This is a genomic window from Thermophagus sp. OGC60D27 (assembly GCF_052400625.1).
Classification (GTDB): domain Bacteria; phylum Bacteroidota; class Bacteroidia; order Bacteroidales; family Marinilabiliaceae; genus Thermophagus.
On sequence record NZ_JBQTGH010000009.1, the window covers coordinates 207,182 to 231,278 of the forward strand.

Consider the following 24,097-nt stretch of genomic DNA (forward strand, 5'->3'; position numbering starts at 1 on the left):
AGTCATGACAATATTTTTTTTGCTTTCGATGGCCATACAAAATGTGATCTCTGTATGCAGTCCAAGAGGGGAAAGTGAACAAGATTACCTGTTATTAACAGGTATCATAACCCAACGGAATCCCAGAGGAGGCCCATTACATATGATAACTTTGACAATAGATTTTTGGGAGGCGACACCTGGCTTATCATTGATTAAAATTAAAGCCTCTGGAAAAATGGCTCAAAAATGTTTTACCCGTTTTTTATTCCTTCTTTCTGCAGTATTTACTTCTAAAACTAAATCATAAGTATCTTCTGCCCATCAGATGGGACTCTTCCTTTAATGCAGTTCTAACATTTCCTTTCTATTAAGATGACGTTTCAATGGCTTTATAAACAGAGAACATCATCTTAAAAAATCCCATACAGAGAATAGTCATTGGTATTGCAATACATAAAGGAATAGAAAGAGAAATTCAACCGGTTGGTTTCCAACTTTCTTGACAAATAAAGGACCGGTTGTCCGGGATGCAAATCCAAATATTCACAAACCTTGGGATCCCCTGCTTCCGTGGCTTTAAAATATTGTTCTCCACCTTTGATTTCCAAATGATAATTTTGCCGCAGGAGATCAAATAAGGACTTATTATCCAGGTTTCTGGAAGTAAAACGCGGTAGATTAATGTTAGGGAGGTATGTTTGCTCGAAAAAAATCGGTCGCTCATTCACCGATCGAACACGTTCAAAATAAATACATCCAACGGTTTTCAAATCTTCATTCAAAGGAAAAAAGAAATCTTCGGGCCATGGCTGAACTTTAGGACGAACTACCGTCTTGGTTTTTAAGTTTTTATTTCCAATGGCGGTGGTAGTCCCTGCTATAGAAAGGATACCAATACCTTTTGGCAATTTATGAACGACACTTCCAAGTCCTTGTTGCTTTTTAATAAAACCTTCATGTGCGAGTAAATCCAATGCTTTACGAACCGTTGGACGAGTAAGATTGTGAAGCCCACAAAGTTCATTTTCTGATGGTAATAAATCACCCTCTTTATAAATCCCATCCACAATTCCTTTTCTAAGCTGTTCATACAATCTTCTGTAATGCGCAATTGACTTTTCTGCCATAATGTTTGATTAGGAATAATCCACAAATTTAGAATTAATTTAAAAAAAGAAAAAAATAACCCCTCAATCCAAAACACTTGTATTGACAAATCTAAATATAAATCATTATCAATTTCACCACAAAGAAATCTGGCATAGGATCTTACCACCCTCCTCTTCCCTTTCGGAAAAAAATCATTTTACAGGAATTCAGGCGGACTGCACAAAAATAAGTTACACCTTCAGGAACATCAAAAGACAGCCATACACCTATCAATATCAACAGAGAAAAGTATTTTAGCTTTTTATAACAACGATTTCCCTGCCCGGTTTTTTTCTAAAAAATTGCATTTTCACAAAACATCTTTATATTTGCACTTGTATTTACAAGTTAACAGATATGGCAATACCGATCATTATGCCCAGACAAGGGCAATCAGTAGAGACATGTATCCTCACAGCTTTACACAAAGAAACGGGAGAATCCGTTTCCAAAGGCGATATCCTCTTTGAATATGAAACGGATAAAGCGTCCTTTGAAGAAGAAGCTCCTCAGGATGGGATCTTTCTTGGCGCATTTTTCGAAGAGGGAGAAGAAATCCCGGTGCTACAAACAGTATGTGTTATTGGAAACCAGGGAGAAGACATCTCTGAATTCGACCCTAGGCACTCCTCCCAAGGCCATCCCGAAACAATTCCTCCGGCCGAAAAAGAAACGGAAGAAACAGTGAGTGCTTCAAGTGGAGTTAGTAAAGAAAACGACGCCACTCATAACAGGATCAAGATATCTCCCAGAGCCAGAAAAAAAGCAGCGCTCGAGAAGGTTCCTGTTCACGAACTTTCGGGAACCGGACCCAACGGACGAATTCTCGATCGGGATGTGGAACGGTGGTTACAACAACATTCCGATCCGATAAAAATAGAAACAACAATATCGGCACCTGAAACTGTTGCAACTGCATCACCTCAGAAGTCGGCTACCCCTCCCAAAACTTCCGTTGAAGTGAGTTCCGACGGGGAATATGAAATCCGCCCATTGACCAATGTCAGAAAAATTATTGCCAAAGCGATGCATCAATCGCTTCAATCTTCAGCTCAGCTCACCCACCATCTCAGTGCCGATGCACGGAGGCTATTAGCATGCAGAAAAAAAGCCAAAGAAATGGGCCTAGACCTTACGCTCAACGACTTTATCTGTTTTGCAGTTGTTAAAGCGCTACAAATATATCCGCAGGTAAATGCACACCTCGCAGACGACAAACTTAAATTGTTTAAGAACGTTCATCTGGGATTAGCTGTTGATACGGAAAGAGGACTAATGGTTCCGGTGGTTAAAAACGCCGATGATTATAACATAAAAGGTCTTTCCAAACAAATGCACGACCTGGCCTCTGCCAGCAGAAAAGGAAGTATAGATCCGGATCTTATTTCTCCGCAAGCAGCTTCTTTTACGGTTTCGAATCTGGGGAACTATGGCGTAGAAATGTTTACTCCGGTCATTAATTTACCGCAAGTTGCCATTCTTGGTGTCAACACCATTATTTATCGACCAAAACCATTGGAAGATGGCACGCTGGCTATTGTACCACAAATTGGGTTAAGTCTTACCTACGACCATCGAGCCCTGGATGGCGGAGAAGCCACAAGATTTGTAAAAGAAATTGCCAACCAAATTGAAGCATTGGATCCGGAGCGGATGTTAGCCTAAAGAATGATTCCAATCAATCATCTCCGAGATTAGCTTCTGATCAAAATATTCAATCTTAAAAACATCCGATTATGCCTAAATGTCAATTTATAGATCCAAAAGAAGTCCGGAAAAGTACAACCATTAAGTTTAAAGACATTCCGGTCAATAAATATAATCGTACGCTGAGTGAGGAACGTAAAAATTTCAGCGATGAAGATCTTTTACGCATCTATCATGATATGCGTCTCATCCGGGAGTTTGAAGAGATGCTTAATCTCATTAAAACAACCGGAGAATATCATGGCATTAAATACCACCATCCCGGGCCGGCCCACCTTTCCATCGGTCAGGAAGCAGCGGCTGTAGGGATGGCCTACACATTAACCATCGATGATTTTATTTTTGGTTCTCATCGAAGCCATGGCGAAATTTTAGCCAAAGGGTTAAGTGCCATCCATCAACTGGGGGAAAAAGATCTCATGGAAGTTATGGAACAATTTTTTGATGGGGCCATCCTGCGAATTGTTCAAAAAAATCAAAAGGGGGATGTAAAATCGCTGGCTCGTCGTTTTCTGGTTTATGGCACCTTGGCGGAGATCTTTGCACGCGAAACCGGCTTTAACCGAGGCCTGGGAGGCAGCATGCATGCCTTTTTCACCCCTTTTGGCGTTTATCCCAACAATGCCATTGTAGGTGGCAGTGCCGATATTTCTGTGGGAGCCGCCCTCTTTAAGAAGGTCAACAAAAAACCGGGAATTGTAGTGGCCAACATCGGTGATGCGGCCATGGCCTGTGGCCCCGTGTGGGAAGCCCTTTCGTTTGCCACCATGGACCAATACGCACAGCTCTGGGAAGGAGAAATGAAAGGTGGACTCCCGCTCATCATTAACATCATGAACAATCAGTATGGGATGGGCGGCCAAACAAGCGGTGAAACTATGGGATATGGCGTTGCAGCAAGAATCGGTGCAGGATTAAATGCCGACCAAATGCATGCTGAACGGGTGGACGGATACAATCCACTGGCCGTGATTGAGGCTTATCAACGAAAAAGAAAAATACTGGAAGAGAAAAAAGGACCGGTACTCCTTGATGTTTTAACCTACCGATTTAGCGGTCACAGTCCTTCCGATGCATCCTCCTATCGCAGTAAAGAAGAGGTTGAAGCCTGGCAAAAGCAAGATTGTGTATTTACTTACGCCGACAACCTTATCAAGGAGAAAGTTTGCACCAGCGAGCAGGTTGATGCAACCAATGCCTCAATCCAATCCTTGATTCAAGAGATGCTTCAACTCAGCATTGATGACACCATTTCTCCCAGAATGAATATGGAAGCCGATCCCGACAGAATTGGCACCATGATATTCTCCAATGGTTCGGAAGAAAAAATGGAAGATCGCAAGCCCGATGTTTTGATGCCCATGGAAGATAATCCTCGCGTCAAACAACTGGCACGAAAAGAGCGTTATGCCTTCGACAAGAAGGGCCAACCCTTCTCCAAAATGAAACAATACCAGTTGCGGGATGCCCTATTCGAAGCCATTATAGATCGTTTTTACAAAGACCCGACACTTATCGCCTTTGGTGAAGAAAACCGTGACTGGGGTGGCGCATTTGCGGTATACAGAGGATTAACAGAAGCGCTGCCTTATCATCGTCTCTTTAACTCACCCATTGCTGAAGGCGCCATAGTAGGTGTTGCCATTGGTTATGCCATGTGTGGCGGAAGGGTCATTCCGGAAATCATGTATTGTGATTTCCTCGGACGAAGTGGTGATGAAGTCTTTAATCAGTTACCTAAATGGCAGGCGATGAGTGGCAACCTCATCAAAATGCCCGTTGTCCTACGTGTTTCGGTAGGTAGTAAATATGGCGCACAGCATTCACAAGACTGGACATCGCTGGTTGCTCACATCCCCGGACTGAAAGTGGTCTTTCCTGCCACACCATACGATGCCAAAGGTTTAATGAACAGCGCCCTTCAAGGTACCGACCCGGTAATATTTTTCGAAAGTCAACGAATCTATGACATCGGTGAACAATTCCACAAAGAAGGAGTTCCCAAAGATTACTATGAAATTCCTTTAGGAGAACCGGACATCAAAAAAGAAGGTAGCGACATTACCATTCTTACTGTTGGAGCAACCCTTTACCGCGCCTTGGAAGCCGCAAAAATTCTGGAAGAAAAATATAACTTCTCAGCCGAAATAATAGATGCCAGATCATTGGTCCCCTTTAACTATGAACCCGTCATTCAATCGATAAAAAAGACCGGCCGGGTTATTATTACCGGCGATGCCAACAGCAGGGGATCCTTCCTCAACGACTTGGCGCGTAACATTACCGATCTGGCATTCGATTATCTGGACGCTCCGCCTGTAGTGGTTGGATCAAGAAACTGGATTACGCCGGCACACGAACTGGAAGAAAGCTTCTTCCCGCAACCTCACTGGATCATTGATGCCATACACCAAAAAATCATCCCTCTAAATGGCCATAATCCCAAAGAGAAATTTGATGAAGGCACGTTGATTCTGAGACATAAAGAGGGCGTTTAGCGCCCCCGCAAATAATTACTGACAAAAAACGTAAAAGGAAGAAGTCATAAATTGCTTCTCCCTTTTGCTTTTAAGGAATAATCAGAACAAGAGATAACTTTTCTGAAACCTTATTTTCTTTGTCATCAAATTAAATCGATATACATTTCAGTAAGAAATAATCACTTATGGAATTCTGGAAAAAATTTCCCAACCCCGATCAATTGGATGTAAACGCCAATGATCTAAAGACAAATCATTTACCCTTAATCAACGGGCATTTGCACACACCCTATTCTTTTAGCGCTTTTAAATCAATAGATCAGGCCATTTCTCTGGCTTCACAAGAAGGTATCAGAATGGCCGGAATCAATGACTTTAATACGGTAAAGGGCTTTAAAGACTGGGGTGACGCCTGTTGGTCACACGGCATTGCACCGCTCTTTAATATTGAAATGATTGGGCTCAACACCGATGATCAGGCCAACCATATAAAAGTTAATGACCCTTCTAATCCGGGAAGAACCTACATAAGCGGGAAAGGCCTCGCCTACGGAAATCTACCCCAGGAAGTTAACGAGTGGCTTGAAACGGCAGTAACTAAAAACAACGCCCATTCCCAACAAATGACCCTGCTGGCCAACCGGCATTTGAAAGCAAATGGTGCACCTTTCACGCTGGATTACCGGGAAATTTACGAACAGCTCACTCTCGGTCAGGTCAGAGAGCGACATCTGGCAAGAGCCATTCGTTTAAAAACAGAAAACGCTTTTCCCGAAACCTCCAAACAACAACAATTTTATAAAAAAATAACCGGGAAAGAGATCGCTGTTACCGATCCGGCAACAGTGGAAAACACACTCCGAGGTGCGTTGCTCAAGGCCGGAGGACCGGCTTATATTCCCGAAAGTTCCGAATCATTTGCCGGGATTGAGACCATTCGGGAACTGATTTTAAAAGCCAAAGGTATTCCAACCTACCCGTTTTTAGGCGATGCACTCAATCAGACATGTACCGATTTTGAAAAAGATCTGGACACAACCATTCGCCTACTGCGCGAAAGAGGTTTCTACGCTGCAGAATTCATAACCACCAGGAACTCTCTAAAATATCTGGAAGATACGGCTCAAAAACTTTGGGATAGCGGATTACTGGTAACGTTTGGAACCGAACACAATACGCCAGCCATGGAACCCATAGTGCCTATGGCGAAAGGAGCTACCAAATTATCTGAAACATTGCAAAGCATTAATTATCAAAGTGCATGTATTATACTGGCACACCAATACCTGAATGCCAAAACCGGAGAAGGATGGCTGGATCCCGTGTCAGGAACGCCCAAGCTGGAGCAAAAAGATAAGTTTATCAAAATAGGACAGGCCATTCTAAACCTCGGATTATCTAATTTATAACGAAACACGCCACATGTTGGCCCCCATTGAGCATAGATATTGCCGAGACCAACGATTTAAACAATGTATATAATGAATCAATTAACAAATCTCATTGCAGCAATTCGAATGAAGTCTAGTGGTGAGAGGCTCGCCTCTGCCCGTTTTTTCTCTGACCCGAAATGGTCAACAAAAGAAGAAGCCATTGAAGCCGGATGGCCCGCCAACAAAATCACGGAAATAAGCCCTGACACTTCCATTGATGACCTAAAACCAATAACTCTTTCCACTGAGGGTAATATAATCATCCTCAGAGACAATGGTTATATCCTCACTGCACCTTCGGCCAAAGCGATCGAACGCATTAATAAGAAAAGATCCTTTGACGAACCTTTACAGCAGCCCACAGGTCGCATGAGCGGGAAAAGTGTTGTGGTAACCGGGGCAGCCCAAGGTTTTGGTCAGGGTATTGCAGAATCGTTTTTTGCAGAGGGCGCCAATGTGGTAATTGCCGACCTTAATGACCAAAAAGGGCCTCAATTGGCGGACTCTTTGAATAACTCAGATGGTGCCAACAGCGCCCTATTTGTTAAGTGTGATGTATCGAAAGCCCAATCTGTTGAGCAGATGGTGCAAACCGCCACTTTTCATTTTGGCGGCATTGATACCTTCATCAGCAATGCGGGGATTCTGAGAGCCGGAGGACTGGACGAAATGGATCCGGAAATTTTTGAACTCATGACCAAAGTCAATTATAGCGGATTTTTTCACTGCGCCAAGGCTGCCTCTGCCATCATGAAAATACAGACAGAGGTCAAGCCGGACTATTTTGCAGATATCCTCCAAATCAATTCCAAATCGGGCTTGAAAGGAAGCAATAAAAATTTCGCCTATGCAGGTGCCAAATTTGGGGGAATAGGCCTCACTCAATCCTTTGCCTTGGAACTTATGCCGGCACGCATTAAAGTCAACGCCATATGCCCCGGAAATTTCTTCGAAGGTCCGCTCTGGAGCGATCCCCAAAAAGGATTATTTGTCCAGTATCTTCTGGCAGGGAAAGTCCCCGGCGCAAAAACCACAGAAGATGTAAAGAGGCATTATGAAGCGCAAGTTCCCGCCGGAAGAGGATGCCGGGTGAAAGATGTGGTTAAAGCAATATTTTATGCCATAGAACAGGAATATGAGACCGGACAGGCCATTCCGGTAACGGGCGGACAAAATATGCTTTCCTAAACAACTGACAGGGAACAGACCACCTGAACCCGTCCATTATACCTTTCCTTTTCAACCCATTTCATTTCCAATAAACTGAATAACCATGAAAACAACCGCTGTTAGATTATACGGAAAAAAGGACTTAAGACTGGAAACCTTCGATTTACCACCGATTAAGGAAGATGAAATATTGGCAAAAGTGGTATCGGACAGCATTTGCATGTCATCCTATAAAGCTGCAACCCAAGGAACCGACCACAAACGAATTCCGAAGGATGTGGCCCAAAAGCCGATCATTATAGGCCATGAATTTGCCGGAGAGATTGTAGAGGTTGGCGACAAATGGAAAGACAAATTTAAACCCGGTCAAAAGTACTCTATCCAACCCGCCATTTATTACGAAAACGGACCCGTGGGCGTATTGAGTGCGCCGGGATATTCATACCAATATGTGGGAGGGGATGCCACCTATGTCATCATTCCCAGAGACGTGCTGGAACAAGATTGTTTGCTGACCTACGACGGCCCCGGCTATTACCCTGCCTCTCTGGCCGAACCGCTGAGTTGCGTTATCGGGGCCATGCACGCCAATTACCATACCGTACCGGGATCCTACCAACACAAAATGGAGATTGTGGATGGCGGTAAGATGGCCATTCTGGCCGGCGTAGGCCCCATGGGACTGGCAGCCATCAACTATGCAATAAACAGGAAAGACAGAAAACCCTCCCTCCTGGTGGTTACAGACATCGATCAATCGCGTCTCGATCGTGCGGCTGAAATTTACCCGGTCGAAAAGGCCAAAGCCAATGGGATTGAACTTGTTTACCTCAACACAGGAAATGTTGAAGATCCCATAAAAGCCCTTCAAGCCAAAGTCGATGGAAAAGGGTATGATGATGTTTTCGTTTTTGCTCCGGTTCCGCAGGTCATTGAACAAGCCGATGCCATTTTGGGATTTGACGGTTGCCTCAATTTCTTTGCCGGCCCCTCCAACCCCAACCTCCGGGCTAAAATGAACTTTTACAATGTCCATTACGCCTACACACATGTTGTTGGCACTTCGGGAGGGAATATGAACGACATGAAGGAAGCACTGAAAATCATGAGTGAAGGACTGGATCCTGCAGGATTAATAACCCACATCGGGGGCCTTAATGCCGTATCGGAAACCACCCTTAACTTACCCGACATCCCCGGTGGTAAAAAGCTAATTTATACCCATATTGACATGCCGCTTACGCCCATTTCCGAATTCGCAAATAAGGGAGAAAAAGACCCCTTCTTCGCCAAACTGGCCGAGTTGGTCAATAAGAATAATGGACTTTGGTCCATCGAGGCGGAAGATTTTCTTCTCAAAAATGCCCCTAAAAAAATATAATTTGCGGCCATCCACTCATTATTGCCACAAATTTATTTCATCTTTGTACCTCAAAAAATCAAAATATATTTTTCATGTATTATTTAGCAGATACTGCAAATATCGAAGAAATCAAAAAACTTCTTCATTACTTCCCGTTAGAGGGAATCACCACCAATCCAACCATTTTGGCCGCCGAACAAAAGAAGCTCTCTGTCATACTTCCGGAGCTGGTGAATCTGGTTAAAGGGAAGATGCTTCATGTCCAGATGATTAGCGAAAAGGCAGAAAGAATGGTTGACGAAGCCAAGAAATATAAAGAACTGGTGGGCAACAATTGTGATTTTTATGCCAAAATCCCGATTACCGAGGAAGGTTTCAGAGCGATACCCATGCTGAAAAAGGAAGGCATCAAAGTTACGGCAACGGCCATCTTTACTCATCTTCAGGCATTAGTGGCGGCGCGCGCAGGAGCCGATTTTGTTGCGCCTTATGTCAATCGATTGGATAATATTTCCTCTCATGGGATCGAAGTCGTGGGACACATCGTAAAAAGTTTCAACGACTTTAAATTGCCGACCAAAGTTCTGGCAGCAAGTTTCAAAACCGTTGACCAGGTTCATCGGGTCACCCTCACCGGCTGTTACTCTGCAACGATTAGTTACGAACTATTGGAACGTCTCAGAAGCCATCCGATGACCGATACCAGTGTCGACACCTTCACCAATGACGGCAAAGATCTTTACGACATTCCTTTTTAATTGATCGGATTCCAATCCCAATCATTATGACGCAATAAACCATCTGTAAAAACCCCCTAAACAACAATTTAAATTGTTTGCTTAGGGGGTTTTTTAACAAATCCGAAACAGCTCCAATGACTACGGAAAAGTGTCAGATTGCTTTAAGTTAGTCCTCTAACAACTCATTCATCCAAACTTCAATATTGGTATAATAAACCGATACCGAATAGCGGGACGCATCCGACGGATTTGTTTTATCCAATCCGTGAGCCTCTTCCCACTCGTCCGGTATGCCGTCCGAATCCTGATCGTCGGGTACAGCATTCCGGTCCAGGGTAGGCCATCCGCCCACCTCATCCTGAGAGTCAATGATCCCTTTGTCGCCATAGGAGGCGCTACCGTTTTCAACATCCTCAATGATTCTCCGATCCACCTCGTCACGTTCCAGTGATGCTCCTGCATGGTTCAACACCTGAGAATAGGCGCCACTTGCTGATAACGGTTCATAGTCGGAGATCTGATAAGGAACATCTGACAATATAGATTCGATCACACTGCCATCCGCATCTATGCCTTGAGAATTTTCGGTGGTTATTAACTCATTGTTATGAAAAACATTTCCGTACAAGAAAAATTTCCCATAAGGTTTATAGGGTTCCAGAATCTCCCCATTGGCACCTTCTTCGGTGGCAGGTCCCGGTTTGAAATAGTTGTTCACAATATTGTAATAACCGGCCTCTCCTCCATATATAGTTTTGGATTGCCAGTTATAAACCACGTTATTAACAAACTCAGCCCGTTCCTTGTCCGGTTGGTTATGATACCTGCTTCCCTGCAATCGGGGATTTCGGCTGGTATGATGCGCCAACAAGTTGCCGATGAAGGAGGCTGTTTTTCCACCCCAGATTCCGCCAAAGCCATGATCCCCTTTGTGATGAATAGAATGGTTCAAGCTCTCACTAATAATGCACCACTGAAGCGTAACATTTTCATTATCATAGATTGAGCATACCTCATCACTGCCCCAGCTAAAACTGCAGTGATCAATGATCACATTCCGATTATTCAGACAGGTGAAAGCGTCCATTTCCTCTTCTTCCACATCGCCCGGACGAAACCTCAAATAACGCACGATGACATTATCGGCCCGAATCCTCATGGGATATCGGCGAAGGCAGATCCCTTCACCCGGGGCGGTATGCCCGGCAATGGTAATATCTCCATTTTCAATGTCAATGGAGGACTTTAAATCAATATTTCCGGATACTTTGAAAACCACAATTCGTGGTCCTTTCATCCGAACGGCCTCCCGAAGGCTTCCGGCTCCGGAATTATTCAAATTGGTGACCAGTACTACCTCACCGCCTCTACCGCCGGTAGTTGCTTTCCCGGCTCCCAGTGCTCCCGGAAAAGCAGGCGCCGGTAGAATTTCGTCGTTGTCTTCACTGACCGAACAAGAATAAAACAATATTCCCAGCAACGAAACAAATGTGATCAGAAATAATTTTTTCATGATGTTTTTCTGTTTTAAATTTCGGCATCACATATAGGATGCCTTCCCTAAAAGGAATTTTCTTCCTTCTCTCTCACTCTCTCAAAAAATTCTCTTTGCCGGGTTTGCAGCCATTCTCTCCCCCCGGTTTGCAAGACATTGTTATTTAACGATCTGTCAAGCAAAGTTCAACAAGGTAATCTATTTTAACTCCGTTAACAAGAGCTTTAAAAAACGACTAAATAGATAAAACCTTTAACAAAGGAACGGGCATAACCTCCTGACAGGATCACCCCTTGTCCCGACCTTTCGGGATACAAGCGCATACAAGACTGCTTCATGCGAGTTCCATCAGACCAACAGTTTAGATGATTTTAATACTAACGAGCATGCTTCATTTATATTGCCACATCAAGATCAACTTTAAACCCGAAAAATGCATTAAAAAATCTATTACGAAGTTCTAATGCTTTATTCGGGTAAAAAAATTAGGACCACACAAGTTCCATCCGGCCAATAAATTCGACCCATCCCGGACGGATGAATGACGACTCCGGCAAAAGAGCGTCGCCTGACACGAAGATAAAGAGGAGAATGACTGAAAAAGAAAGGAGACATTTATTTCTGTCGTGGCAATAAAGAAGGGCTGTTAACAGACCACGCGGCAGCAGGAATGTGGATTGGGCAATTTGTGCGCCTCAAAAATTACCTGGAAATAAACCCTAGTAATAAAAAAAAAGATTGACCCGTTAACATTGGATCAACCTTTTCTATAAATAATGAGACCTGTCTAAAAAGGAAAATCATCATTTCCCTCTTCGGGCGGTAATTCTTCAAGCTGGTCGGGGAAAGGTGCCGAAGGCACAGGACTTTCCGCACCGGAAGCATTAACACTTTCAACTCTCCAGGCATCCAGATTGGTAAAATAATTCACCTTTCCGTCTCTCTCCCACCGATTGCCTTTAATATTAAAGCTGACTTTAATTTCATCGCCAACATTAAATGGTTCAATAATATCCACCCGATCCCGAACCGATTGAAACTTAACAAAATCGTTCCATTCCGGATTTTTTTCGTTGGTCACCTCAATCACAAATTCACGTTTCTGAAATTTCTCGGATATTTTCACCACATCTTCTTTGACAATCAGCTTGCCGGTCAGTTCAAAACTCATAAATACAATTTTGGGGTATTATTCAATAACAATTTTCTCAATCAAATCACCTTGTTCGATTTTATCGATCACCTCCAATCCTTCATAAACTTTTCCAAAACAGGTGTGCTGTCGATCCAGATGTTGCGTATTTTCTCGGTTCAGACAGATAAAAAACTGCGACCCACCGGTATCTCTTCCGGCATGGGCCATGCTCAACACGCCACGATCATGATACTGATGCTCGCCTTCCAACTCACATTTGATGGTATAGCCGGGTCCGCCTGTTCCCACACGGTGATCACTCATATCTGCCGAATAGGGGCATCCGCCCTGAACCACAAACTCAGGAATCACTCGGTGAAAGGCTAATCCATCGTAAAAACCACTTTGAGCAAGTTTTATAAAATTATCAACGGTACCGGGGGCATCGTCGTGATAAAACTCTACTTTCATTTCTCCTTTCGGAGTGTAAATAATTGCTTTTGACATAATTTCTTTCGTAAAATTTTTAATTAAGCTCAAATAATTTGTGCATAACTAACCCCTATGGATTATTAGTATATAATTTAAATAAATTATTGGCCTAATTGAACTCGCACCGCTTAATTCATTGCCGGTTGTGACAACGTTTCCGGCCATGCTTCTTCCATACTTCCAGAGTCCTGTAGACAAAGGTTGAAACGCTTCGTCATGCTCATTTTATTCTTCCGGCCACAAATGTACGCTTTTTAAAAACAACAACCATAGAATGATTAAAAGCATAATGACAGATGGGTTGAAGGGGTCCAGGGATAGAACCGGAACAATATGGAACAATGGACGCAAGACAAATGGTTTCGGTTACCCCCAAACAATCAAAATCATACCTCCTATCCACAGGGGCATACACTATGATGGCTTTAATATTAACCTTGGCCATCCTTTTGAATAAGGCCTTCCGCCCGCAACCCAAAGATATTCCCTATTTTTTTTTATCTTGTCCATTCCAAAAACTTGGAGATAAAAGCGATATAATAATGTTTGTCACGCTCACCTGAGTGTTGACATAAAGGGACAAGAATAGCTGCCCAAAAAAACAAAAAAAATTTCGAAATAAACAGAGCATATGAAACCATTACATTTTGTTCTTATATTTTTCATCGTTTTGATGGGATGTCAGGAAAAAGAGTCTCATCGTCCGGGCCCTTCCCTGATCTACCTGGACTTTAACAAACAAATAGTCAATTCAGGCATCTTGCCGGTTCAATTTCAAGGTGAAAAATATGTGTCGTATGCCCAGGGAATCGCCGACACCTGTCTCAACCTCACCAAAACGGCCTTCTACCGCAAGCCCGTCATCCTCGACAAAGGATTTAACAACCGCTTCAGCGAATATAAAGGCTTTACCCTCCTGCTATGGGTCAAAGCCGACCCCGACGATCCTTATGAATATGTGATTGCAGGCCAAAAAATTCCCAGCAATGACTTTCAAAACTATCTGGGATGGCATATTTCCAAAACAACCACCGGTGGATGGAGATGGGAAGCCGGTGATGGCAACACCTACCTGCACTACCAACCGTTGGCCAAGCATCAACCCCTCAACGACGGACGATGGCATCAGATCGGTTTTTCGCTGAACAAAAAGCTGCGGGAAGCCCGATTCTATTTCGACGGTAACCTGAAGGCGGTCTTCAGCACCGAAAAAATGGAAAATATTTTTCCGGGATCTTCGCTCTATGTCGGCACCGACCCCCTGGCTAAAAACCTTCGTATCGAAACCTTCAACGGCTTGATCGATGAGATGGGAATATGGTCTCAGCCACTGTCGGATGCTCAGATTGCCAACCATTACAAACAGATCTCCGGAAAAAAAATTAAACCCATACCCGAATTCAAAGACTCGGTAACCATCATGACCTGGAACATCTGGAATGGCGGAACCAGTCAGGGGCGTTTCGTTGGCATACAGCGGCTGACAGACATTATTAAAGAGACCAAAGCGGATATCATTGCCCTCCAGGAAACGTTGGATGCCGGCGAAATAATTGCCGGCGAACTGGGTTATTATTACTATAAACGCAGCAACAACCTCAGTGTGATCTCCCGTTTTCCGCCCATCAGAAGCTATAATGTCTTTCACCCTACCCATTTCGGGGCCGTCATGCTTAACCTTGGAAAGGACAAGACATTACTCGTGGGCCCCATCTGGCTGAGTCGCTATCCTAACCTTCCGGCCTATTTTATGAAAGAAAACGCCAGAGCCGACACCATTGAGGTACGAGAAATGGAAACCAGAGGGCGCGAAACCAGATTTATGCTCAGTGAAATAAGTCCGCTCATCCGCAACAACGCCAAACATGCCACCATCATTGCAGGCGATTTCAACAGCGGATCTCATCTCGACTGGACCGAGCGCAACAAGAAAAGACACAACAACCTGGTTGTCAACTTTCCTTCCAGCCGCTTCATGTATGACGCCGGTTTTTTGGATGCCTATCGCATCCTCTACCCGGACGAAACAGCAGCACCGGGCTTTACATGGTCGCCCATATACAAAGAAGGCCTACAAACACGAATGGATTTTATTTATTACAAAGGAGAAGAGATCGAGCCGGTTTCGGCAAAAGTCATCGACACCTGGCCTTATGGGTTCCCTTCCGACCATGCCGCGGTGGTGGTTTCTTTTCGTATGGATTGAATCGATTAGGCGGGTAGCCGGTTAGGTGGTAATACAGGAAGCCGGCGGGTAAAAACCCGAAAGCAGAAACCGGCAACCGGAAAACATCAACTCACTCATCCTCATCTTCCTGCTCGTTGTAGGGGAGCAAGCAACCATAGTCTTCTTCCAACAGGATATCATTAATCTGTTCAAGGTCAAAATATTCAGGATCGAGACCATCGGGAAACAACTCCTTAAAAAAACGATGTTGAGGATTGGATGGATCTTTCACGGCAGAAATCATCGCCTGATACCCCACCGGTCCTCCGCAATCTTCCGGCGGACACTCACGGGCGCCATCTATACATAAAGGATAATAGATCATAGGATCGGGAGCCAGCGACTTTTCCAGTATAATCCGGTGACACCAGTCATCACCAAAATCGTAATGGTAGATTATCTCATCGTCCGGCTTACGAAGAAGATCATTGACACGAACAATGGTATAATCCTGGAATAAAGTGTTATGTCCCCACTCCACATCTCCCTGTCCAAACATTCGTTTTCCCTTCTTAAACACGTGCATGTGTTGATTCTCCCACCCCATTGTGGTTTGAAGAACCTTATGAAAATCATGTAAAAAAAGATCGGCCGGTATTTGCAACCGTCGCCAGATGAGCGGGTCTATGCCTAAAAGTTCCACTCTTACCTGATAAACAGAAGGGGTTATTTTTTTCATATCCAACGCAATACCTAATATTTGACTCCAGAAGACGGTTTCATCAATTTCGTTCCAAAGCTATAAAATTTTATCTATTTCCGGCTGCTTTTCAAACAGATTAAAATCAGGAGAGATTAATGGAAGGGTTGGAGGGTTGAAAGGTAGAAGGGCTGGAGGGGGGAAGGGCTGAAGGGCTAAAGGGTAGAAAGGTGGAAAGGCTAAAGGGTTGGATTTAGGCCGTTAGGTCGATAGGCCGATAGGTCGATAGGCCGATAGGCCATTAGGCTGATAGGTCGATAGGTCGATAGGCTGATAGGCCGATAGGTCGATAGGCTGATAGGCTGATAGGTCGATAGGCTGATAGGCTGATAGGTCGATAGGCTGATAGATAAAAAAACACCACTATAATTTTTCATCTTACATCTACCAATCTTATATCTATTAATCTTATATCTATTAATCTTATATCCATTAATCTTATATCCATCAATCCAACCATCTGTCTTTTCTTTTGCCAGGGCCATGGGTTATGCCGTCAGCCACCTTCTACCCTTCCACCTTCTACCCTTCCACCTTTATACCCTTCCACCTTTATACCATTATATTATTATATCAATTTCGCAATCCTGTCATCCAGTGCTTTTTGATCTTTGGCAAAGGCTGCCAGTCCGGCAAGATTCAACAAAGTATCGATGGCAATCTCTCCCCTGGAGATGGCACGCGCCCATCGTTGATGTTTCGGTATTTTTCCGTCTTCCGAGATATAGAGTTCTTCAACAGGCGTTAGATCGGGAAACAGATCGGGGATGCCGGCAGCACGAAGATGATCTTCCAGTTCCCAGGCATCATTGGGCATCTCCTGCGACAGTTGGGTAAAGACCTTCTTCTCATGATCGGACACCTCCCAAAGCTTATTAATCCGTATCTCAGAGGTAGCCACGCCCGGACGATAGATCACATTAAAGTCGTGATCATTCATCGGATGACAAGGGCCTTCAATCTTTTCGAAAGCATCAGCAACCACTTTGGGCGGAATGGTTAACACATCCACGCCACACAACAGGGGCAACTGCTTATAGTCCCGAATACTGGCAGCAATGAGGTGGGTGGGTGTTCCGGCATCTTCACGCAGCGATCTCAGATAATGCTGAGTATGATGCACCGTTTTCTCGCCCGGACCTTCGGCATCGCCCAGATAGTTTTGTTTCATATAACCACCAATCCTTCCCAAAAAAACATTGGAATAGGAAGGACGTGCCAACAATGCGGCCATCACATTTTGGCGGGCACTAAACATCAGCGTAAAATTCACCGGGATACCCAGATCATGGAGTTTTCTGGCACCCAACAAGCCGGAAGGCGTTAGCGGCACTTTTACAATAAAATGGTCTGGATCGATGGCATGGAAGCGCTGACCGTAAAAGACAATCCCGTCCATGTCGTCCGCGAAATCGGTATGAAGCTCCACGCTCACCTTACCCCCATAACGTTTCACCAGACGAAGACCATGCAACGCATTCAGCAGAAAGGCGATCTCTATGATTCGTCGTTCCAGAGGCAACGCCTTAAAACGGGGTGACACTTCCTTTATAATCCCGTCGTAGATCCCCTTCTGCACTTCCATATTCAGCAACGTGTTGTTGGTGGTCACGGCACTCACCTCCGGGGTGATCAGTCGATCTATTGCCTCCATATCGCCGGTGTCGAGCCAAATCTCGCTTCCGCTCTTTTTGCATGTTTGCAGGCATGGCTGCGAAGCATTCGTCACTATTTCATCCTTAAACCGTTCTAATAGTTGTGGCAATAGTTGCTCGGGAATATTGGGTGTTGTCATAATGGTTAGATTTTAAATTAACATGTACCAAATTAAGCAACTATTTGTAGAATAACAAGTTTAGTATGGAGTTTAAGGTAGAAGGGTAGAAGGGTTGAAAGGTTGGATGGTGGAAGGGTTGGATGGTGGGACGATAGCCGCGGAGGTGCAACAGAACGGTAAGCCGGGAAAATCTCTCCCACCCTCACCCCCCTGCCCCCTGAGGCCAGTGACCGGACGCCTGAAACTATTGCCTAACAGCCTAATAGCCTATTGACCTATTGACCTATTGACCTATTGACCTATTGGCCTATTGACCTATTGGCCTATTGGCCTATTAGCCTATCGACCTAATGACCTATTAGCCTAATAGCCTATTGACCTATTGACCTATTGACCTATTGACCTATCGACCTATTAGCCTATCGACCTATTGGCCTATTCCACAGAGGGGTAAAGACATGGAGCATAGAGCATGGTGGTCGGGGTGGATGATAGAAAGGTAGAAAGGTAAATTTTGGCCAATCGTTAATTTGGTCGATAGGCGGGTGGATTGAGGAGATTGATGTGCTAATTTGCTGATATGCTAATTTTGAAAGAATATTTCTATAATATTTCATCTTAAATCTTATATCTAAAAATCTAATAATCTAGTATTTGATGTGCTAATATGCTAATGAAAAAATATTTCTGTAAAATGTTCATCTTAAATCTTGTATCTAATAATCTAATAATCTAGTATTTGATGTGATAAAATAAAAAGATTGTGACTGCATCCATATCTCTTAAATCTTATATCTTAAATCTTATATCTCTCAATCTTCCATCTCTCAATCTTTCATCTCCCAATCCGGCTCTATTCGTCACCCGGAGCAGAAATAGGTAAACCATTATAGAGATAAGTAGAAATAATTTCAATAAATTTGTTGACCCTAAACCGGGTAACCAAATGCCACAAATTATGAATATCCGTAATGTCGCTCTATTTCTGATGATTGGCTTAATAAGCTGCGGTCCCTCCCGTAAAAAGATCGTTTCAGAAAAACTGGATGAAGTCATTTTATTGCGTGATAATGGTCGATTCAACCTAGCCAAGCTTAAGTTGGACACCATCATCAACGATTTTAACGATCTGACCGAAGAAGTGGCCTTCGCCATGCGCATGCTCGATGAAATTAAGCTCATGGAGCAACATCGCAACCTGGAATATCTCGACAGCATGATTGTGGAAAAAGAAAAGGAACTAGAACCCCTTCTCAAAAATTTTATCCGATCCGAAGATTATGGCACCCAGCCCATCCTCATCCATAAACGTCAGAAACCCGAAAACAGCTACAATCGCACCTTCTTAAGGGCACACCTCGACACCAACGGAGAATTTTACATCTCCAGTCGCTATTACGGTTCTTCATGGATCATGCATAACCAAATAAAAGTGTACAATGCCGGTGAATCGGTCACCTCTGAATTGGTTCCGGAAGACGGATATCTCAACCGCCGTTTCGAAGACGGACCGAGCAAGTGGGAAATCGTCAGCTACAAAGACGGTGCCGACAACGGAATCATCAACTTCATCGCCTCCAATGTGGATAAACCGCTCAAAGTGCAGTTTATAGGCAAAAAATACTACTACATAGTTCTCGAAAAATACGACAAAGAAGCCATCCGCGACGGCTATGAGACCTCCTTCGTCCTCCGCGAACTGACAGGACTCCGTAACGAACGCCAACAGGTATTACAGCAAATCGATCGCCTCAAAAAAATCACCAAAGCACAACAGAAAGAAAATAGGCCATTAGGTCATTAGGCCAATAGGCCATTAGGCGGGTAGGCTGTTAGGCCAATAGGCCAATAGGCGGTTAGGTCAATAGGCGGTTAGGTCGATAGGCGGTTAGGCCGAAAACAGCTATCTTCGTCCACGAAACAATAAATAACCTGGCATTGTGGAAAATGATAATCAACCCCGATGGTATGCTCTATACACCCGATCAAGGGCCGAAAAAAAAGTATATACTCAATTAAAAGAAATAGGGATCAACGCCTATCTCCCTCTCAAAAGGGAACAGAGACAATGGAGCGACCGGAAGAAATGGGTCGAAGTACCCGTCATCAGCTCCTACATCTTTGTTCGCATCACCCCCGCCCAATACCGCGAGGTTTTTAAGGCCAAGGGAGTGGTGGCCTACGTTGCCCATAAAGGACAGGCCGTGCCCATACCCGACCATGAGATGGAAGCCATGCAGCGGACCGTAGATAACCAATTCTCCTTCTCGGTCGAAGCCGATTCACTCCTAAAAGGGGAAAAAGTGACCATCACCTGCGGACCCCTCAAAGGCATTCAAGGCGAAGTGGCTGATATTAAGGGAACCAAAAAACTTTACCTGCGCATCAGTCACATCGGCTACATGCTTGTCCTCAACATGGACGAAGTTAAAAAAGTAGGCCATTAGGCAGCTAGGCTAATAGGCGGTTAGATACGGAGTCCGAAGGACTCCCATATTTATAGCTTAGATGCAACAAACCAGAAGCCAGACATAAGATTTAAATTGATAAAATGGTGAAACGGTGGAAGGGCGGAAGGGTAGGCCAACTTGACAGCCGAACGTTAAATCAGAATTTATTAAAGGATATATAAATAAATGGAAATAAAATAGAAATAAATAGCAAGGGGCATCGGTCTATTAGCCTAATGGCCTAATATCCAGCCCCGAAGGGCGACAGAGTGGGTAATAGGGAAAAACGGGCTTACAAATCCCGGTAACGAGAACGTTGTGGATTAAGGAAATCCACAACGACGGCATGGATGACCCGTCCTGATTTTTGTTTACTTTTTCCGTAAACCTTTTTCAGGACAAAACAATCATCATTCGTTCATCTCACATGACCAGTCTTAAATCTTAAATCCACCAATCTTATATCTATCCATTTTCCATTCCACCACACCCTTTTATACTTAATTTATGCAATTTCATCCCTCCTTTTATTCCTTTCACCAAAACTTAGTTATTTTTGCACTGTTGTAAATCGACATTTTAATCCTAATTAAGTGATCCGCATGGGAGTCACCATGCCGAAGGCGTGGAGAAAATCAGGCCGATAGGCCGATAGGTCAATAGGCTGTTAGGCCAATAGGTCATTAGGTCGTTAGGCAATTAGGCGGGTAGGTCAGAAGCCAGAGGTCAGAGGCTAGAAGTCAGAAATTACAAGAGGGTATACATTGATATAATTGGAAATATAGTAGATATAATTTGATATAGATAGAAATAAAGTAGATATAAATAGTCTATCAGCCTATTAACCTATTGGCCTATTGACCTATCAGCCTATTAACCTATTGGCCTATTGACCTATCAGCCTATTAACCTATTGGCCTATTGACCTAATTGCCTATTGACCTAGTGGCCTATTGACCTAATTGCCTATTGACCTAGTGGCCTATTAGCCTATCGGCCTATTGACCTAATTGCCTATTGACCTAGTGGCCTATTAGCCTCGATTGCCAGCCGCGGAGCGGCGACAGAGCGGTAAGACAGACGCAAGCCCCTCGCTCACCCCCCAACCCCCTGAAGGGGGTGCCCCGGCCCGCTGAAGACAGAAGCCGGAAGCCAGGGGCCAGAAATTACAAGAGGATATAAGTGGATATAAATTGAAATAAAGTAGATATAAATAGTCTATTGGCCTATTAGCCTATTGGCCTATTGGCCTATTGACCTAATAATGGCCTATTGGCCTAACCACTAATCACAAAAAACCAAATTAACTTCATGGAAAACTACGACCTTATTATTCGTCCCAAGCGACATGCGTTTGATATTAATTTTAGGGAACTGTGGCAATACCGCGATTTGCTCTATATGTTCGTGAAGCGGGACGTAATTACCGTATATAAACAAACCATCCTGGGTCCCATCTGGTTTGTGGTGCAACCCATCCTCACCACCGCCATCTACATATTGGTGTTCGGAAACATCGCCAAGATCAGCACCGACGGCGTGCCCGGAACACTCTTCTACCTGGCTGGCATCGTCCTGTGGAACTACTTTGCCGAAAGTTTCAATACCACCTCAAAAACTTTCAAAGACAACGCCGACATCTTTGGCAAGGTCTATTTCCCGCGGCTTATCATGCCATTGGCCAAAGTGACTGCAGGTCTGATTAAATTTGGCATTCAGTTTGCTTTTTTTATGGCCGTCTATGCCTATTACCTTATATCGGGCGAAGCAACCATACAACCCAACATCTACATCCTGTTGCTGCCTTTGCTCATCCTTCTCATGGCCATGTTCGGACTGGGGGCCGGCCTCATCTTCACTTCCCTCACCACCAAATACCGCGACCTCACCTTCCTGCTTCAGTTCGGGGTACAGCTGCTCATGTATGCCACCCCCGTCATCTACCCCTTAAGCACCATCCCCGACGGGAAAATGAAAACACTCATCATGGCCAACCCCATAACACCACTGATGGAGTCCTTTAAATATGCCTTCCTGGGGGCCGGGCAGTTTAGCTGGACCAGCCTGGCATACAGCGTGGCCTTCGCAGTCGTATTGCTCACAGCAGGTATGGTCGTGTTCCATAAAACCGAACGCAACTTTATCGATACCGTATAGACGATCAAAGGCCGATAGGTTATTAGGCCAATAGGCCGTTAGACGGTTAGGCCGATAGGTTAATAGGTTAATAGGTTAATAGGTCAATAGGCCGATAGGCAATTAGGTTGTTAGGTAATGATATTGAGGAAATTAAAGAAATTGATGTGTTAACCAGACTAATCACTAATCACTATTGACTAATCACTAACGACTATCCACTAATCACTAAAATAATTCCTGCATCAACAAAAATATTATTAATTTTCGCCGCTTTACGGGTTAGGATTTGTTATTTCAATAACCTAAACTGCCGGCAATCGTCGCCGGATGTTAACATGCAATCCCAATTATTATCATGAGTAAAACCGTTATTAAGATAGAAAACCTCTCAAAAATATATCGTCTGGGAGAGATAGGTACCGGAACCCTCTCCCACGACCTCAACCGCTGGTGGCAGATGAACGTCCTGGGCAAGGATGACCCTTACGCCCTCGTTGGGGGCGTTAACGACCGTACCCAGAAAGCCCAAAAAGGCGAACACGTAGCTGCCATCAAAGACATCAACCTGGAAGTGAAAGAGGGTGAAGTGCTCGGCATCATCGGAAAAAACGGTGCCGGAAAAAGTACCCTGCTCAAAGTACTCAGCCGCGTCACCTCCCCAACCACCGGGATCATTAAAGTGAAAGGACGATTAGCATCCCTCCTCGAAGTGGGGACCGGTTTCCACCCCGAAATGACAGGCCGCGAAAACATCTATATGAACGGCACCATCATGGGCATGCGTAAGTGGGAAATAACCCGCAAGCTCGACGAAATAGTGGAGTTCGCCGGGGTGGCCAAATACCTCGACACGCCCGTAAAACGCTATTCCAGCGGCATGAAGGTAAGACTGGGATTTGCCGTGGCTGCTCACCTCGAACCCGAAATACTCGTCGTGGACGAAGTCCTTGCCGTAGGCGACGCCGAATTCCAGAAAAAAGCCATCGGTAAAATGCAGGATGTCAGCTCCAACCAGGGACGTACAGTGCTTTTCGTGAGTCATAATATGGCGAGTGTGCAAGCCCTTTGTACAAGAGGAATTATACTAAAAAATGGATTATTGCATTTCAATAGCGACATTCAAACAGCTGTAAATAAATATATAAATGATTACAAAACTTCTACCTCTACGCTAAATCACTCTTATTCAGCACCTCTAACAACTAAAACAAAACAAAAATACTATTTCAAAAACATATTTTTAGAAAACGCAAACCAATTTATTCCAATTGGTACTCCCATGAATTTCAAATTTGTATTATCTGATTTTACCAAAGGAATGGAATGTTCGTTTTCAATATACAATAATATGGGAATAAAGTTGGTAGATTTTTATTCTGGAAATATTTCAGAAAAGGACGTTTTGTTAAATTGTAACAATAATGAGCTAAGTTTTGCATGTCATATTCATAATATAAATTTATTGCCAGGAAGTTACTATATAAATGCTGCCTTAACATTACAAAATGAAATAATTTTTCATGTAGAAAATGCACTTAACTTTGAGATAACTGAAGGCATTTATAAAACTCGTCTAATTAAAAACAAAAAAACTGGATATTTCGCAATAGACCATACTTGGGAGAAAAAAATAAAACACATTTATAAATAAATAAATA

At 43.9% G+C, this 24,097-nt stretch carries 18 protein-coding genes; 11 read left to right on the forward strand and 7 right to left on the reverse strand.

All coding sequences use genetic code 11. The features are described 5' to 3' along the window. Positions 1-392 precede the first annotated feature (392 nt). Complete coding sequence (locus ACT29H_RS12645; RefSeq protein ID WP_444822000.1) at positions 393-1,109, reverse strand: GntR family transcriptional regulator; 717 nt, start codon at positions 1,107-1,109, stop codon at positions 393-395. 379 nt (positions 1,110-1,488) lie between these two features. On the opposite strand from ACT29H_RS12645, the gene ACT29H_RS12650 reads away from it, so the two are divergent. From ACT29H_RS12650 to ACT29H_RS12675, 6 genes are all read left to right on the forward strand, one after another. After that, the gene (locus ACT29H_RS12650; RefSeq protein WP_444822001.1) at positions 1,489-2,796 is read left to right on the forward strand and encodes a dihydrolipoamide acetyltransferase family protein; all 1,308 of its coding nucleotides are present in this window, start codon (positions 1,489-1,491) and stop codon (positions 2,794-2,796) included. Between the two features lie 71 nt (positions 2,797-2,867). After that, positions 2,868-5,336: an alpha-ketoacid dehydrogenase subunit alpha/beta gene (locus tag ACT29H_RS12655; RefSeq protein ID WP_444822002.1), complete on the forward strand. Its 2,469-nt coding sequence runs from the start codon at positions 2,868-2,870 to the stop codon at positions 5,334-5,336. A 167-nt stretch (positions 5,337-5,503) separates the two neighbouring features. Next, positions 5,504-6,727, forward strand: coding sequence for a PHP domain-containing protein (locus ACT29H_RS12660; RefSeq protein ID WP_444822003.1), 1,224 nt, complete (start codon positions 5,504-5,506; stop codon positions 6,725-6,727). A gap of 72 nt (positions 6,728-6,799) precedes the next feature. Beyond that, positions 6,800-7,939: an SDR family NAD(P)-dependent oxidoreductase gene (locus ACT29H_RS12665; protein ID WP_444822004.1), complete on the forward strand. Its 1,140-nt coding sequence runs from the start codon at positions 6,800-6,802 to the stop codon at positions 7,937-7,939. A gap of 85 nt (positions 7,940-8,024) precedes the next feature. Continuing rightward, a complete protein-coding gene (locus tag ACT29H_RS12670) occupies positions 8,025-9,302 on the forward strand; it encodes a zinc-binding dehydrogenase (RefSeq protein WP_444822005.1) in 1,278 nt (425 codons plus the stop codon). A 74-nt stretch (positions 9,303-9,376) separates the two neighbouring features. Then, positions 9,377-10,042: a transaldolase family protein gene (locus ACT29H_RS12675; RefSeq protein WP_444822006.1), complete on the forward strand. Its 666-nt coding sequence runs from the start codon at positions 9,377-9,379 to the stop codon at positions 10,040-10,042. Between the two features lie 148 nt (positions 10,043-10,190). On the opposite strand, the gene ACT29H_RS12680 is transcribed toward ACT29H_RS12675, so the two are convergent. The 3 genes from ACT29H_RS12680 to ACT29H_RS12690 form a co-directional block, all read right to left on the reverse strand. Then, positions 10,191-11,537: a pectate lyase family protein gene (locus ACT29H_RS12680; RefSeq protein WP_444822007.1), complete on the reverse strand. Its 1,347-nt coding sequence runs from the start codon at positions 11,535-11,537 to the stop codon at positions 10,191-10,193. Between the two features lie 769 nt (positions 11,538-12,306). Then, on the reverse strand, positions 12,307-12,690 hold the full coding sequence (locus ACT29H_RS12685) for a DUF3127 domain-containing protein (protein ID WP_444822008.1): 384 nt from the start codon (positions 12,688-12,690) through the stop codon (positions 12,307-12,309). An 18-nt stretch (positions 12,691-12,708) separates the two neighbouring features. After that, entirely contained in the window at positions 12,709-13,161 is a 453-nt protein-coding gene (locus tag ACT29H_RS12690; RefSeq protein WP_444822009.1) for a peptidylprolyl isomerase, read from the reverse strand. A gap of 616 nt (positions 13,162-13,777) precedes the next feature. Between ACT29H_RS12690 and ACT29H_RS12695 the strand changes: the two genes are divergently transcribed. Further along, the gene (locus tag ACT29H_RS12695) at positions 13,778-15,352 is read left to right on the forward strand and encodes an endonuclease/exonuclease/phosphatase family protein (RefSeq protein WP_444822010.1); all 1,575 of its coding nucleotides are present in this window, start codon (positions 13,778-13,780) and stop codon (positions 15,350-15,352) included. Positions 15,353-15,443: 91 nt separating this feature from the next. On the opposite strand, the gene ACT29H_RS12700 is transcribed toward ACT29H_RS12695, so the two are convergent. The 3 genes from ACT29H_RS12700 to ACT29H_RS12710 all read right to left on the reverse strand — a co-directional run bounded on the left by ACT29H_RS12700 (position 15,444) and on the right by ACT29H_RS12710 (position 17,868). Further along, on the reverse strand, positions 15,444-16,052 hold the full coding sequence (locus tag ACT29H_RS12700) for a plasmid pRiA4b ORF-3 family protein (protein WP_444822011.1): 609 nt from the start codon (positions 16,050-16,052) through the stop codon (positions 15,444-15,446). Between the two features lie 200 nt (positions 16,053-16,252). Continuing rightward, the gene (locus tag ACT29H_RS12705; RefSeq protein ID WP_444822012.1) at positions 16,253-16,450 is read right to left on the reverse strand and encodes a hypothetical protein; all 198 of its coding nucleotides are present in this window, start codon (positions 16,448-16,450) and stop codon (positions 16,253-16,255) included. 191 nt (positions 16,451-16,641) lie between these two features. Further along, positions 16,642-17,868 (reverse strand): transaldolase family protein, encoded by a 1,227-nt coding sequence (locus ACT29H_RS12710; protein WP_444822013.1) that lies wholly within the window; start codon positions 17,866-17,868, stop codon positions 16,642-16,644. A 940-nt stretch (positions 17,869-18,808) separates the two neighbouring features. Here ACT29H_RS12710 and ACT29H_RS12715 point away from each other — a divergent pair. From ACT29H_RS12715 to ACT29H_RS12730, 4 genes are all read left to right on the forward strand, one after another. After that, positions 18,809-19,654 carry a hypothetical protein gene (locus tag ACT29H_RS12715; RefSeq protein WP_444822014.1) on the forward strand — a complete coding sequence of 282 codons (846 nt, stop codon included), beginning with the start codon at positions 18,809-18,811 and terminating at the stop codon, positions 19,652-19,654. 136 nt (positions 19,655-19,790) lie between these two features. Next, positions 19,791-20,297 carry a UpxY family transcription antiterminator gene (locus ACT29H_RS12720; protein WP_444822015.1) on the forward strand — a complete coding sequence of 169 codons (507 nt, stop codon included), beginning with the start codon at positions 19,791-19,793 and terminating at the stop codon, positions 20,295-20,297. Between the two features lie 1,314 nt (positions 20,298-21,611). Further along, positions 21,612-22,457 carry an ABC transporter permease gene (locus tag ACT29H_RS12725; protein WP_444822016.1) on the forward strand — a complete coding sequence of 282 codons (846 nt, stop codon included), beginning with the start codon at positions 21,612-21,614 and terminating at the stop codon, positions 22,455-22,457. A 337-nt stretch (positions 22,458-22,794) separates the two neighbouring features. Further along, positions 22,795-24,090 carry an ABC transporter ATP-binding protein gene (locus ACT29H_RS12730; RefSeq protein WP_444822017.1) on the forward strand — a complete coding sequence of 432 codons (1,296 nt, stop codon included), beginning with the start codon at positions 22,795-22,797 and terminating at the stop codon, positions 24,088-24,090. The last annotated feature ends 7 nt before the right edge of the window (positions 24,091-24,097 follow it).

Excerpts from the sequence above, each read along its gene's own strand:
- ACT29H_RS12645 (WP_444822000.1), bottom strand. The coding sequence starts at position 1,109 with ATGGCAGAAAAGTCAATTGCGCATTACAGAAGATTGTATGAACAGCTT.
- ACT29H_RS12650 (WP_444822001.1), top strand. The coding sequence starts at position 1,489 with ATGGCAATACCGATCATTATGCCCAGACAAGGGCAATCAGTAGAGACA.
- ACT29H_RS12655 (WP_444822002.1), top strand. The coding sequence starts at position 2,868 with ATGCCTAAATGTCAATTTATAGATCCAAAAGAAGTCCGGAAAAGTACA.
- ACT29H_RS12660 (WP_444822003.1), top strand. The coding sequence starts at position 5,504 with ATGGAATTCTGGAAAAAATTTCCCAACCCCGATCAATTGGATGTAAAC.
- ACT29H_RS12665 (WP_444822004.1), top strand. The coding sequence starts at position 6,800 with ATGAATCAATTAACAAATCTCATTGCAGCAATTCGAATGAAGTCTAGT.
- ACT29H_RS12670 (WP_444822005.1), top strand. The coding sequence starts at position 8,025 with ATGAAAACAACCGCTGTTAGATTATACGGAAAAAAGGACTTAAGACTG.
- ACT29H_RS12675 (WP_444822006.1), top strand. The coding sequence starts at position 9,377 with ATGTATTATTTAGCAGATACTGCAAATATCGAAGAAATCAAAAAACTT.
- ACT29H_RS12680 (WP_444822007.1), bottom strand. The coding sequence starts at position 11,537 with ATGAAAAAATTATTTCTGATCACATTTGTTTCGTTGCTGGGAATATTG.
- ACT29H_RS12685 (WP_444822008.1), bottom strand. The coding sequence starts at position 12,690 with ATGAGTTTTGAACTGACCGGCAAGCTGATTGTCAAAGAAGATGTGGTG.
- ACT29H_RS12690 (WP_444822009.1), bottom strand. The coding sequence starts at position 13,161 with ATGTCAAAAGCAATTATTTACACTCCGAAAGGAGAAATGAAAGTAGAG.
- ACT29H_RS12695 (WP_444822010.1), top strand. The coding sequence starts at position 13,778 with ATGAAACCATTACATTTTGTTCTTATATTTTTCATCGTTTTGATGGGA.
- ACT29H_RS12700 (WP_444822011.1), bottom strand. The coding sequence starts at position 16,052 with ATGAAAAAAATAACCCCTTCTGTTTATCAGGTAAGAGTGGAACTTTTA.
- ACT29H_RS12705 (WP_444822012.1), bottom strand. The coding sequence starts at position 16,450 with ATGAAAAATTATAGTGGTGTTTTTTTATCTATCAGCCTATCGACCTAT.
- ACT29H_RS12710 (WP_444822013.1), bottom strand. The coding sequence starts at position 17,868 with ATGACAACACCCAATATTCCCGAGCAACTATTGCCACAACTATTAGAA.
- ACT29H_RS12715 (WP_444822014.1), top strand. The coding sequence starts at position 18,809 with ATGAATATCCGTAATGTCGCTCTATTTCTGATGATTGGCTTAATAAGC.
- ACT29H_RS12725 (WP_444822016.1), top strand. The coding sequence starts at position 21,612 with ATGGAAAACTACGACCTTATTATTCGTCCCAAGCGACATGCGTTTGAT.
- ACT29H_RS12730 (WP_444822017.1), top strand. The coding sequence starts at position 22,795 with ATGAGTAAAACCGTTATTAAGATAGAAAACCTCTCAAAAATATATCGT.